A 14,043-nucleotide genomic window follows, 5' to 3' on the forward strand; every position below is an offset into this window, starting at 1 on the left:
ATCCTTTGGCTCAGGAAAAATGAGCACTTATTTTTGCCCCACTACACAGCCGCTACAGTTCGCAGTAAATCAAATCTTCGGTAAGATTGCTGCATGGATAACGCCAGGTAATGTTTTCGCCTTCGATCAAGTCATCGGCATGTTCCGGGCCCCAGGTTCCAGCGGGATAACCGTAAATTTTGATGTCAGGATTGGATTCCCAGGCCTTCAAAATCGGATCAACAAACTCCCACGCGGCTTCCACTGCGTCACCCCGGGCATACAGGGTCGCATCTCCCTGGATACAGTCGAGCAACAAACGCTCGTAGGCTTCCGGAATGTAGGCATCAGTGAGGTCGCTGTAATGGAAATCCATGTTGACATCGGTAGCCTGTAAACCTGCGCCAGGGATTTTCATGGCAAACTTGAGCAGAATCCCCTCGTTGGGTTGGATTCGAATGACCAGAATATTCTCCGTATTTGGCAAACCATTGCCTTTGTTGAACAAGTGATGAGGCGTAGGTTTGAAGTGGATCACAATTTCGGTGACACGGGTAGGCAGGCGTTTGCCCGTACGGATGTAAAAAGGTACTCCTGACCAACGCCAATTGTCGATGAAAAACTTCATGGCAAAATAGGTCTCAGTTCGGGAATCCGTAGCAACGCCTTCTTCGTCGCGGTAACCTGGCACCAATTCATCATTGATGTGTGACCCGGTGTATTGACCCCGAATGACATTTTTCAGGATGTCTCTTTCGGACAGAGGCCGCAACGATTGGAACAATTTCATCCGTTCGTTGCGGATGCTGGCCTCTGAAGCCTGTACAGGAGGTTCCATTGCTACCAATGCTACCAATTGCAGCAGGTGGTTTTGTACCATATCACGCATCGCCCCGGACCCATCGTAATACCCGCCACGTTTTTCTACCCCTACGGTTTCTGCCGCAGTTACCTCGATGTGGTGGATGTAGTTGCGATTCCAGATGGGTTCAAAAATACTGTTGCCAAATCGGGTAATCAACAAGTTTTGCACTGTTTCTTTGCCCAAATAGTGATCGATGCGGTAAAGCTGAGATTCCTTAAAGTATTGCAGCAATTTTTGATTGAGATCGAGCGCCGTTTCCAGATTGTACCCAAAAGGTTTTTCAATGATCAACCTTTTCCAGCCATCCCCCTCGTCATTTAAACCTACTTCTGCCAAACTCCGTGGGATGACTTCGTACAAACTGGGCGGAGTGGAGAGGTAAAAAATATAGTTGTCATCGGTATTGCATTCCGCATTTATCTGCTGTAAACGTTCCTTGAAGGCAGGATAATCTGCGGGATTGTTGGTTTGCATCGCGTGGTAATATATGCGCTTGGCAAACTTAGCCCGGTCGCCATTCCCACCTACGTCTTTGAGGTGTTCATTTTCAAAAACGACCTTTTCCCGGTAAGCTTCATCGGAGAATGCCGAGCGGCTTACCCCTACCACCGCAAAGTTTTCGGGTAAAAAACCACGGCAGTGTAAATTGAATACGGCGGGGATGAGTTTTCGTTCGGTCAAATCGCCAGAGGCACCGAAAATCACCAGAATATGATTATCCGTTTTTTTCATGTCAATTCGCTTGGGTGAAACACAGGTTAAAACTGCAGCAAAGATACAGCAGTAGAAGCAAATATTTTGAGCCAACATCTTTAGCCCTCAGATTGTTTCTTCTAATCTAGGGACAAAGTAGTATCTTGCCCCCCTAAAATCATTCTATATTTTATGTCACAGCAATTCGACTTCGGCATGGTTGGCCTGGGAGTAATGGGCCGCAATTTTATCCTCAACGTAGCAGATCATGGGTTCTCAGCCATCGGCCTCGATACCGATACGGCCAAAGCCAATGCCCTCGAAGAAGAAGGTGCTGGTAAACCCGTCAAAGGGACTACGTCAAAAGAGGAATTCATCACTGGGCTAAAAAAGCCCCGGAAAGTCATGTTGCTGGTTCCAGCAGGTGGCCCCGTTGATGCGGTCATCGACAGCCTGTTGCCTTTATTGGAAAAGGGCGACCTGATCATTGATGGTGGCAACTCTTTTTTCGCCGACACCAATCGCCGCGAAACTTACCTGAGTGCTAAAGGCATCCATTTTATGGGCATCGGTGTATCCGGAGGCTCTCATGGCGCGCGTTTTGGCCCTAGCATCATGCCAGGTGGCGACGCTGAGGCTTATGAAATGGTTAAGCCGATTTTGGAAGCCGTTTCTGCTAAAATAAACGGCGATCCTTGTGTAGCATATCTCGGGGCAAGCTCTTCGGGTAATTACGTCAAAATGGTGCACAATGGCATTGAATATGGCCTGATGCAAATCATTTCCGAAGCTTATGACGTACTAAAACGTGGTGCAGGTCTGAGCAATGATACTTTACACGAGCTCTTCTCCGGCTGGAATGCCGGGCGTTTGCAATCCTTTTTGATCGAAATTACTGCACATATTTTTGCGGTAGAAGATTCCTTGACCGATCAAAAATTGGTCGACATGATCCTCGATCAAGCCAAACAAAAAGGGACCGGCAAATGGACTTCCCAAAACGCTATGGACCTGGGCATCCCTGTACCAACCATCGATATGGCGGTAACCCTGCGCGAGCTCTCTGCACTGAAACCGGAGCGGGTAGCCGCTGAAAAAATTTACGGCCCGGCTCAAGCAATCAACGAAGATGCAGCCACTCTAGCTGCTGCCGTGGAACAGGCCTTGTACTTCAGCTTTATTGCCACCTATGCCCAAGGCATGGCCCAGTTGACCGATGCTTCCAATGAGTACAAATATGGCTTAAATCTGGAAACGGTGGCTCGCATCTGGCGAGGTGGTTGTATCATTCGAGCAGCTATGTTGGAGGATTTCCGCAAAGCTTACCAAAACAATCCAGCTCTGCCCAATTTGTTGCTCGATGCGGACCTGGCCAAGTCTTTACAAGAAGCTCAGGCGGGAATCCGCAAAGTAGTGGCCGCCGCCGTCAGCAGTGGCATCCCGGTACCGGCCATGTCAGCAAGTTTGGCTTATTTTGATGCCTACCGCAGTGCACGTTTGCCACTGAATCTGGTTCAAGCTCAACGCGACTTTTTTGGTTCACACACCTACGAACGCACCGACCGGGCGGGTATTTTCCACACCGATTGGGCCGAATAATCTCTTTGCCATGATCGAAATTGCAACTAATCAAGACATTCCAGCCTTGGTAGCACTGATCAACAGTGCCTACCGGGGTGAGGGTTCTAAACAGGGTTGGACTACGGAAGCCGACCTGATCCAAGGACTACGTACGGATGAAGACAACCTCGCTGAGGTCATCAACGATCCCGCAACCACTTTTTTGAAATACACCAACGAAGAAGGTCAGGTAATCGGCTGCATCCGTTTGCAACAGCAACAAGATCGGCTTTACCTGGGTATGTTGACGGTATCGCCGGCTTTACAGGCACAGGGATTGGGAAAAAAATTGCTGAAAGCGGCCGATGAATTGGCTTTGGCCAAAAATTGTCGCAGCATTTTTATGACGGTCTTTTCAGTAAGGCCCGAATTGATCGCCTGGTACGAGCGGCACGGTTATCAAAAAACGGGAAAGGTGATCCCGTTTAAACACAATGAAAAATTTGAAATTGTGGCGCAGGAATTGGAGTTTTTGGAGTTGGAGAAATTGATTGGGTAAGGGTTTATTCACTTGAGTCAATGAATCAATTTCCTTTTCAAATTTACTGGAAAATTCTGAATTTGTAAAGTTCACATAGTACCGAATAAAAAGGGCCGTCGCTTTTCAGTGACGGCCCTTTTTTATTAAAATTTCACAACCCTTTCCACTCGTTGCCTACCACCTGCCTCCAGACGTACAAAGTACATCCCGGGAGGCAATTGTGCCATCTTAATTGACACATCCGCCTGTTGTACTCCGTTCAATTGGACTTGTTGTAGAATTTGCCCAATCGGGCTGATCAGCTGTATTTTCAAATCACTTCGCTCCCGAAGTTGCACCCGCAGCAGCGTTTGATCGTAAGTTGGATTTGGCGCCAGGCTCAGTTTTTCAACTGGTAGCTCCTGATCGCGGGCAGAAACCGTAAAGTTTACCCTCAAATCCAGAACCGAGCTACAACCAAAACGATCCGTCACCGTGACACTGTAGAGCCCGGCAGGAACCTGGGTAATCTGTGAGGTCGTTGCCCCAGTAGCCCATTTGAATTTGTAAGGTGCACCATTGGCATCCCCGCGTACCGCAATCGAGCCATTGCGCATAGTTGCACCAGTGGCATTGTTGATGGTCGAACTCAGGTTCAGTTTAGCCGGGCAACGGGCCAGGTTGATGTTGTCCAGGTCAATCCAATAATTGCCACCACCCCAGGTTGCCGCAATGCGAATCTGGATGTAACGGTTAGCATATGGTGTCCCCAACTTAACCGTCACACGCCGCAGCTGCGTTGAAGCCACATGGTTGGCGGCAGTGATGGATTGCAACAACACAAAGTTTCGGCCACAATCCGTAGACACGAATACATCCAGGCGGTCATTAGCGGTTAATGTGGTTGCAGTAATGTTGTTTCCGGAAATATTTACATAGCGGTATTCAAAAGTAATGCTGTCGTTGGCAGCGACGGGGCCAAAAGTTGGGGTAGTGACCCGCAAACTGGCGTCTCCACTAAATAGGTTATCCGACAAGGTAAAGCTGCTATTGCCCCGATCCTTGACCACCACTGCATCTGCATCGATGGTCCAATCCTGAGGAATGCCCCCTCTTTCGAAATCTTCCCCAAAAGGTACCGGATAAGCCGAATTGAAGGTAAAATAAGCCGTATCGTTGGCCGCTTGCACATCGCCTACAATCCAGGCCTTAATGTTGTAAGTACCTGGCGTAGCAGAGTTGAACGTACCCCGGAAAGTATAAGCATTTTTGGCATTCGGCAACAGGGTAAAACCACCCACGTTTTCTGTCACCACTTGACCATTGTTGATGCGGTAAGCTACACTGAAGTTGGTCGCGTTGTTGCGGCTCAGGTTGCCAATGGAAAAAGACAATTGATCCGCCGCATTGCCACAAGGATCCGCACTGGTATTGCGAACGCTCAAGGCCAACAAGTCCCGCGTAGGGACATGCACCTGAATGTTGTCAATCAGAGCACCTTCCAGGTTATTGGCAAAATCAGACAAGAAAGCAAAGCGGATGCGTACATCGGGTGCCGTAGCCGTGCCAGGCAATGGATGAGAGGCAGTAAACCAACCCCGCACTCCGCCGTTGTTACTCCAGATTTGGCGGGTAACGTTGTTGTACCAATTGATGCCACTGGTATTGTCGCCCAGTTTGGCCCAGGATTGACCGCCGTCGGTACTGAGTTCTACCCAGAGCCCGTCGCAACAACCTTCCATGTCCAACTGAAGCGCAAAAGTCAGGACTGGATCAGCAGTTAGGCGAGAAAAATTAAAGCAGGGAGAAGACAAGTAAGAAACTTCGCTGCTGTTGTAGCTGCCGCTCAGCTTGGTTGCCCAGACCTGCGAACCGCTGAAAGCCTGATTGAGTTGGCGTTTATTGGGATTGCCCAATTGCCAACTGGCATTGACACTGCTTTGATCCACAGTCCAACCGGTGAAGCGGTCCTCCAGCAAATTGGAATAAGGATAAGTGTTGATAGTGGGTAAGCTGGTAAACGTATAACGTAGGGTATCGTTTTTGATCACACTATCCCCCTTCATCTCGGTCCAGGCATCGATCACATAGTCCCCCGGAGGAAAGGAGTAGGGATTGTCAAACTCGGCCACATCCGAACTATCACGACCAACTACACCCGTATATACTCCATCTTTGGGCATAGTAATTGATACTGGCACGCCATTTACAGCATATTTAAAAGGCACCAAAGACTGTGGTTCGCCGCCATAATTGCGAATTAGTACCCTCACAGTGTCGCCAGATTCCAGCCCACAATCGGTAATAGGATCTTCGATGCCCGAAATACCCAAATCGACCGCCCAGCGGGTTTTGAAGGCAAAGGGCCCAAGCACCAGACTGGTATCCGCTGGGTTGCTACAAATCACACTCAGGTAGAGATCGTAGCTGGAGTTTTGCTTGAGGTTGCGCAAAATGGTGCGGGTTGCGGTAGTCCGTACAACTGTACCCAGCCCTTTATTCGGCACAAATCCTTTCAGTCCATACTCCAGCAAATAAGTTCCACCAGTCACGTTGCCCACCCAGCTCAACTGGCTGGTAAAAGCACGTACGTCTTCAAAAGTTACACTGGGGCCAGGAGGGGGGGCGCAGGTAGGACAAATGATTTTGCTGCGCAAAACAACACCCGCAACCGGGTTGACGGTTCCGGTGGTGTATACTACTTTTCCTTCCTGATCCAGCAGGGAGTAGCCTACTTCCAGATCAAAAGGGCCCGGCTTATAGGTAAGCCGCAAACTGTCGCCATTGTTCAAAGTCAGAAAGTGGCGGGCAGCACTCCCAGTGGTAAGGGTATATACTGTGGCTTTGGCATTGATGCGCACCTCGAGTTGGGCACCGTTCCAGCCATCGCCAAGTTGATCTTTTAAGTCCAGCGTGTAAATACAGGGATTAGCTTGAGCGTAAACCTGCTGGGCAAGGCAAGCCATGAACGAGAAAAAAAGTAGAGTCTTAATCCACTTCATAATGATTGTTTTGTATAATTTTTTAAACAAGCTCTCCGGCTTTGAAAGTATCTTTGAGCCTGCTAAAGTTAGTAATTTAATCCATATTGCACTCCCTTTAACGCCAGGAGTGAAAACAGACGACAGTAATTTGTCAAAACCCTAAACATTTTAACGGCTTTTATGTTAGCTAATTGGTAAAATAAAAAGCGCATTCAAACTCTTCATCTATTTTGTAATTCACTGAAAAAAAACGCCTTAACAAGTGGCTGTATATTCAATTCGCGACTTGGAAAAACTTTCAGGGATCAAAGCACACACGATCCGCATCTGGGAGCAACGTTATGGAGTCATTGCTCCTAAGCGCACCAAGACGAATATCCGCTACTATCAGGACGATGACCTCAAGTTTTTGCTCAATGTATCCCTGCTCAATAAAAATGGCATCAAGATTTCCAAGATCGCCAAAATGTCGCGACAGGCAGTAGCGGAAAAGGTGGCAGCCATCGCCGAAATCAACTTCGAATACAGTACCCAACTCGACGCCCTTACCCTTTCGATGATCGAAATGGATGAGCAAAAGTTCGACCGCATCGTTTCGATGAATATTCAGCAGCTGGGTTTTGAACGAACCATGTTGGAGGTGATTTACCCTTTTCTGGATAAGTTGGGCGTACTTTGGCTAACGGGCTCCATCAATCCGGTACAGGAAAACTTCATCAGCTACCTCATCCGCCAAAAAATCATCGTTGCCATTGATCAGGAGCCCATTCCACAGGGCAAACAGGTCAAAAAATTCATCATTTATTTGCCAGAGGGTGAAAAACAGGAATTGACCCTGCTCTTCATGCACTATATCCTCAAATCGCGCCGCAACCAGGTGCTCTACCTGGGGCAGGATATTTCGGTGGCTGACCTGCGCGATGCATGTAAGGTGCACAAGCCGGATTTTATCTTCACCATGATCAGCGAAACTTTTGCCAAAGAGCCTGTGCAAAAATACGTAGACAAGTTGGCGGAAACATTCCCTGATTGTCAGGTTTTGCTCTCAGGTTATCAAGTGGTTGCACAAAAAGTGACTGCGCCCCAAAATGTGCGGGTGCTGCGGAGCCTAGATCATACACTGGAGTTTTTAGAGCTGTTAAAAGAACCTTTGTTGAGAAAGGAAAATAGCCAATCCCTCAAGCAGTATTGATTGAGCTTTAGACCAGCGCTTATTCGCTACGCAAAGACTTAATCGGATTCGTAAGCGCGGCCCACATGCTTTGATAACTCACGGTCAGCAAAGTGATTCCCAAAATCACTAGTCCGGTTGCTACAAAAATCCACCAGGAAATTTCGGTGTGATAAGTATAAGTTTGCAGCCAGGTTGACATGAAATAATAGGCAATAGGTGTAGCAATAAAAAAGGAGATAAACACCAAAAGCACAAAATCTTTGGAAAGCAATTGCCACAGACTCCCCAAACTAGCACCCAACACCTTGCGAATCCCAATTTCTTTGGTGCGCTGCTCGGCCATAAAAGAAGCCAGACCAAACAAACCCAGGCAAGAAATGAACACAGCCAGAATGGCAAAAAAGCCCGCCAAACGGCCAACCCGCAGCTCCATAGCAAATTTTTTGCCGTATTCCGCATCCACAAACTTGTAGTCAAAGGGTGCACTTGGATTGTGTTTTTGGAAGACCGGAGCAATTTTGGCCAGTGCCGCCTGCGCACTCAACGCAGGATTCAGTTTCAACACTGCGAAATTGCCCTTCCAAGTATTCAACACGTAGAGCATTGGCCGGACATCCTCATAAGGCGACTCCATCAGCACATCTTTGACCACCCCAATTACCCGAAAGAAAAGGGGCTCAGCCGAAAAGTTATGGGATTTGATGACCTCCCCAATGGGATTTTTTAAACCCATGTATTTTACCGCCGTTTCGCTCAGAATGATCCCGGTGGAATCGGAGGCGAAGTCCCGGGAAAAATCGCGCCCAGCGCTGATTTTCCAATCCACGGTTTTACCATAATCATGTGAAACCAATTCGGTACCAATGCTGACCTGCATGCCCGGATCCTTGCCTTTCCAATCAAAACCATCTAGCGCCAAGTACAAGTCGGTCATCGGGCTATGTGATTCCGCCATTTCCAGGATCGCGCCGCTGTTTTTGAGTTCATTCCGAATGGCATCAAAATGCTCGTGAACGACCAGCGTAGGGGTCGGCAGCACAATCAAACCACTCGTATCGTAGCCAATCGGGCGATTTTTGGCAAATTGAATTTGTTGAAAAACGATGAGCACGCCCACGATCAAAACAATCGATACTGTAAACTGCACGACTACCAAAATTTTGCGGGGAATGCTGGCCAAGCGACCTACTTTAAACGTACCTTTCAACACCCCGATCGGCTGGAAAGAAGACAGGTAAAAGGCCGGATAAGTGCCAGCCAACAAACCCGTGCCCAGGGCAAACCCAATACCCAAAAACCAAAACACCGGATTGCTCCACAACAAACTCATTTTTTTATCTGCCACCGCATTAAAAAACGGCAAACTGATCTGCGCCAGCAACAAGGCCAGTACAAATGCAAAAGCGGCCACAAGCAAGGATTCGCTCAAAAATTGCTTAACCAGCTGATTTTTGCGCGAACCAATCGCTTTGCGCACGCCCACCTCTTTGGCTCTTTTTTCACTACGCGCAGTACTCAAATTCATAAAGTTGATGCAAGCCAGCAGCAGCACAAAAGCCCCAATGATGCCAAACAACCATACCGTGGTGATGCGCCCACCCACACTTTTACCCCCCTCAAATTCGGAGTACAAATGCCATTGCGACATGGGGTGCAGGAACATTTCGGGCTTGTACTTTTTGCCGTCCTCGTTTACTTTGTTGTACTTGATGTTTCTGATTTTAGCCGATACCTGCGCCATGTCGGCGCCTTCAGTTAGTTGCACGTAGGCATTGAAAGAATTGTAGCCCCAATTGTCGAGGTGGTTTTTGATGTAGGGCTCATTTTCATTCCAGGGGGTAATGAAGCCAAGGTCGTAAAAACTGGAGTTGCGGGGCAAATCGGCGTATACCCCCGTCACCTTGTAACTTTGTTCGCCAATCTGCATGATTTTTCCCAGCGGCTCTGCGTCGCCGAAATAGGTTTTGGCCAGGGTTTCCGACAGCAAAATGGAGTTGGGTTCTTTCAAGCCCTTTCTACTGCCCTGCAACATCTCCAACGACAACATTTCGGTGATCTCTGCGCCGAATGAAGCTCCATTTTGGGTGAACTTTTTGTCTTCAAAACTTAAAGCTTGCGGGTTTATGTCGGTCGCCATAACCACGTATTTGAAATCTGCTCCGTAAGCATTGCGGAGTTCAGGACCCAGCGGCGGCGGGACTTCGGCTTGGGTGCCCACTTCGTCAACATAGGTTCCGTTTTGTAGCACCTGGGCGATACGCTCATAATTGGCGAAATGGGTATCAAAAGTAAGCTCGCTCCACACCCACAGGCCAATGAGCATCGCCACAGCCATGCCTAAAGCCAGCCCGGTGATGTTGATAAAAGAAGAAACTTTGCTTTTAAAGAGGTTGCGCAAAGCAATTTTGAGGTAGCTGCGGAGCATATTTTTTGATTTAGAGCAGTTCAAAAAATCCTGCAACCCCAAAAAAGGGTCGCAGGTACAATTGCTGTTTTATGTTGTGGATGAGTAAAAAGACAACTTGAATTTCATTCACTCCGCAAGGACTTGATCGGGTTCGCCAGCGCGGCCCGCATACTCTGCCAACCAATCGTCAAAAACGCGATCAATACCGCCAGTACTCCGGCACCCACAAACATCCACCATTCGATATTGATGCGGAAGGCAAAATTGGCCAACCATTGTTTCATCACGTACCAAGCCAGGGGCGAGGCAATCAGGATGGCCAGCAGCACCAGGCGCAGAAAATCCTTGGCCAGCAAGGTGGTGATGCCTGCCACCGAAGCACCCAATACCTTGCGGATGCCAATTTCCTTGGTGCGTTGCTCGGTCATGTAAGTCACCAGCCCAAAAAGGCCCAGACAAGCAATCAGGATGGTCAAAAAGGCAAAACAGAGCGCCACCTTGCCAATCCGTTGTTCAGCGCGGTACATCTCATCGAAAGCTTCATCGAGAAACTGGTAGCGGAAAGGCATCCCGGGTGCCATTTGTTTCCATTTTGACTCAATCTGCGCGATCAAGTTGAGCGCTTCACTCATGTTGACCCGGAAAGCGGTTTCCCAACGATTGAAGCCGAGTCGCATAGCCAGCGGACCAACATTTTCCCGCATCGATTCGTAATGGAAATTTTTGACCACCCCTACGATGGTATAGGCAATGGTTTCTTCACCGGTAGGATCCGGCGTGGAGTAGAGTTTTTTACCAATTGGATCGGGATAGCCCAGCATACTCGCCGCCGTTTCGTTGATGATGATCCCCGTAGAATCTCCACCGTAATTCCGCGAAAAGTTGCGCCCCTTGGCCAGTTCCATCCCCAGAGTGGGAATATAATCGTAGTCGACGTTCCAGACTTGCATGTTGAAACCCGTTTCCGTGCCCATAGTGGCTTCTTTGGAAAAAGTATTGTCGGAGCGGGAGGAATTGGACACGGGCAGGTACCCGGCATAACAGGCAGCCTTTACCCCGGTCATTTGTTTGACCTCATTTTTAAACGCCTCCTTGTTGTCCTGCAAACCCGAAGTCGCATTGATGATCAAGACCTGATCCTTGTTGAATCCCAGGTTTTTGCTCTGGATGTAGTTCAACTGCCGGTACACAATCACCGTCGCAATGATGAGCAAAAGCGAGATGGAAAACTGCACCGTCACTAGGGCATTGCGGAAATTGCTCTTGGAGCTTCCCGCATTCAACTTGCTTTTGAGCACTTCAATTGGGCGGAAAGAAGAAAGGAAAAACGCCGGATAATACCCCGCTAGAACGCCTACAATCAAGGGTAAGGACAATAAAAAAGGCAGATAACGGGATTGGAAAAAAGTGGCCAGTTTAAATTCCTTGGCGGCCAACTCATTAAAATACGGCAATGCGATTGCGGCCAGGAGCAACGCAAACACAAAAGCCAGGCCGCTGGTGAGCGTAGATTCGGCCATAAATTGCCCCATCAAAGTGCTGCGCTCGGTACCCATCACCTTGCGAATACCCACTTCTTTGGCGCGGTTGGCCGAGCGGGCAGTGCTCAGGTTCATAAAATTGATGCAGGCAATGGTCAACAAAAACAGCGCTACAATGCCAAACACATACACGTACTGGATATTGCCATTGACACCTAACTCGGCCATTCGATCCGAATGCAAGTGGATGTCGGTAACGGGCATGAGGGAGTAGCCGAGTTTATTGCCCGATTTTTCAAAGTCGGCCATACTTTTGATTTCCATAAACTGCGCGGCCTGCGGCAGGATGTAGCGATTGATGAGGTCAGGAAACTTGGCTTCCAGCGCACGTGGGTCAGCTCCCTCGCGCAGGCGCACGTAGGTCTGAAAATTGTGGCTTAAGTAATTTCCAAAAGTGTAATCCGTGACATTGTCCATCGAGAACAAAAAATCAAATTGGAAATGGGAGTTAGTCGGCATGTCGGCGAATACCGCGGTTACTTTGTACTGGGTCTTTTCGTTGATGCCTACTTCCAGGGTTTTGCCTAGCGCATCGTTGGTTTTGAAGTACTTCTGTGCGGCTGATTCACTAATGGCCACAGTGTTGGGCTCGTTCAAGGCCGTTTTGGGATTGCCAGCCAAAATGGGGCGTGGGAACATGTCAAAATAGGTGGAATCCACGTGAGCTACCCGGTTTTCGATGATGGTTTCGGTCCCACGTTTGATGAACTTGCGGCCATCATTGGCGTAAAAACGCACGAATTGTTCCACTTCCGGGTAATCTTTTTTCAGGGTAGCGCCAAAGGGGTCGGAGCATACCGCAAGGTCAAGGTTTGTACCACCGAAGCGAATGTCGGAATGTACCCGATAGGTGCGGGCAGCATCGGGATAAAAGCGCTCGTAACTCAATTCATCCACCACATACAGAGCGATCAAGATGAAACAAGCAAGCCCAACTGCCAACCCAAAAATATTGATCAGGCTAAAGGTTTTGTTCTTGAGGAGGTTTCTCCAGGCAATCTTGAGGTAACTGCGCAGCATGGCCATTGGTGCGTTGGTTCAAAAGTACTGCGCACAAGGTGTGCCAAAAAATTAAGACATTGATTTGTAGTATTTTAAAATTATCAATCTTAAAAAAGCCGTTCGGTAATGGACATTTTTTGTACGCGCACGAACAAAGGGAGATTTAGACCTAGCGACCCTGAGGTGCTCCTCCGGTGCCTTCAGTTGCTTAGGTGGTGAAAAAAACAAGTATTCAAACTTGATAAAAATCATTCCCCCTTTTCGCAAACAGAAAGTAACCTTGGCGGGTTTATTTAATGTTAATTCAGTCCTTTTAAAATTTTTTTTTTAGTCCTTTTAACTCTGCCACGATGAAACCAACAAACCTGGCAATGCTGTTTGCATTGTCCCTGGCGCTTGTCTCTTGCGCTGAACAGTACGAGTCCATCTACCTCAATGCTCAGGAGGGAGAATTGCGCGTACAGTTGCAAAACCTACATCCTGCCGCCATTGATTCCGCCATTTTCCGACTTACGGGCACAGGCCCCCTGGTCAAGAATGAGATGCAAGGTCAGGAACTTGTTCTCGATTTGGCCCAGGTGCCGATGGGGCAACACCTGACCGAGGTGGAGGTCCACAGCCACATGCTGGAGGCCACTCCGGACAAAAACCTGGTCCTGAAGCGGCAGGACATCCTGAATACTTACATCCTCCTGCACACCCCTGAGGTGGGGATTGCCATTCCCGGTCCCGGCGACAAAGACGAACTATGGACAACCACTGTAGATGCTTATTACCACCAGCACCCCGAAGGCCTCGAGGTGCAAGCGCTGCCCCAATCCACCTTTGTAGGGGCCAGAGTGGATTCCAACAAAACCGTCCAGCATTTGACTTTGTCCAGAATCGCCACATTGGCGGGCCGCAAAGCCGAGCCTGTTTATATGAAATTCGAAAAAACCTACACGGCTGAGGAATTTTACCAAATGTCCTCCGATGGTCGCAGAATGTACGACTATGAGGGCTTTTCGGCTTTTCAGAAAAAGCTAAAAGACAAGGATCTCCGCAAAATGCTCTACAAATACAAGGTGCAATATACGGATGGCACTACGCGGGAATTTGAGTTTTCCGTCCGCTTGTAATCTCCCTACTTAGGTGAATCCTTGGGTGCCTTAGGTTTCTTAGGTGGTGAAAGAAAACTAGTATAACATTTTTTCACCACCTAAGAAACCTAAGGATAATATTCTTAGTTATAACTACCTACCTAATTCTAGGTAAAGCCTACCTAACATTTACAGCTCCATTCAGCAACTTCGGTATTGTACAGCTTGTCTCATGACTT

General features: G+C 48.3%; 8 protein-coding genes. 4 read left to right on the forward strand and 4 right to left on the reverse strand.

The window, feature by feature from the left end:
* Positions 1–52: 52 nt before the first annotated feature.
* Entirely contained in the window at positions 53–1,576 is a 1,524-nt protein-coding gene (zwf, locus tag ACO08K_RS13160; protein WP_421796866.1) for a glucose-6-phosphate dehydrogenase, read from the reverse strand.
* 153 nt (positions 1,577–1,729) lie between these two features.
* Here zwf and gndA point away from each other — a divergent pair, with 153 nt between their 5' ends.
* Positions 1,730–3,136 (forward strand): NADP-dependent phosphogluconate dehydrogenase, encoded by a 1,407-nt coding sequence (gene gndA / locus ACO08K_RS13165; RefSeq protein ID WP_421796867.1) that lies wholly within the window; start codon positions 1,730–1,732, stop codon positions 3,134–3,136.
* A gap of 10 nt (positions 3,137–3,146) precedes the next feature.
* On the forward strand, positions 3,147–3,656 hold the full coding sequence (locus ACO08K_RS13170; protein WP_421796868.1) for a GNAT family N-acetyltransferase: 510 nt from the start codon (positions 3,147–3,149) through the stop codon (positions 3,654–3,656).
* Positions 3,657–3,781: 125 nt separating this feature from the next.
* Here ACO08K_RS13170 and ACO08K_RS13175 read toward each other — a convergent pair whose 3' ends face one another.
* A complete protein-coding gene (locus ACO08K_RS13175; protein ID WP_421796869.1) occupies positions 3,782–6,619 on the reverse strand; it encodes a T9SS type A sorting domain-containing protein in 2,838 nt (945 codons plus the stop codon).
* Between the two features lie 244 nt (positions 6,620–6,863).
* Between ACO08K_RS13175 and ACO08K_RS13180 the strand changes: the two genes are divergently transcribed.
* Entirely contained in the window at positions 6,864–7,793 is a 930-nt protein-coding gene (locus ACO08K_RS13180; RefSeq protein ID WP_421796870.1) for a MerR family transcriptional regulator, read from the forward strand.
* Between the two features lie 19 nt (positions 7,794–7,812).
* On the opposite strand, the gene ACO08K_RS13185 is transcribed toward ACO08K_RS13180, so the two are convergent.
* Both ACO08K_RS13185 and ACO08K_RS13190 read right to left on the reverse strand, forming a co-directional pair.
* A complete protein-coding gene (locus ACO08K_RS13185; RefSeq protein WP_421796871.1) occupies positions 7,813–10,200 on the reverse strand; it encodes an ABC transporter permease in 2,388 nt (795 codons plus the stop codon).
* 104 nt (positions 10,201–10,304) lie between these two features.
* A complete protein-coding gene (locus tag ACO08K_RS13190; protein ID WP_421798312.1) occupies positions 10,305–12,743 on the reverse strand; it encodes an ABC transporter permease in 2,439 nt (812 codons plus the stop codon).
* Positions 12,744–13,075: 332 nt separating this feature from the next.
* On the opposite strand from ACO08K_RS13190, the gene ACO08K_RS13195 reads away from it, so the two are divergent.
* On the forward strand, positions 13,076–13,843 hold the full coding sequence (locus ACO08K_RS13195; RefSeq protein WP_421796872.1) for a hypothetical protein: 768 nt from the start codon (positions 13,076–13,078) through the stop codon (positions 13,841–13,843).
* Positions 13,844–14,043 lie beyond the last annotated feature (200 nt).

Source organism: Haliscomenobacter sp., from assembly GCF_965225875.1.
Taxonomy (GTDB): Bacteria; Bacteroidota; Bacteroidia; order Chitinophagales; family Saprospiraceae; genus Haliscomenobacter.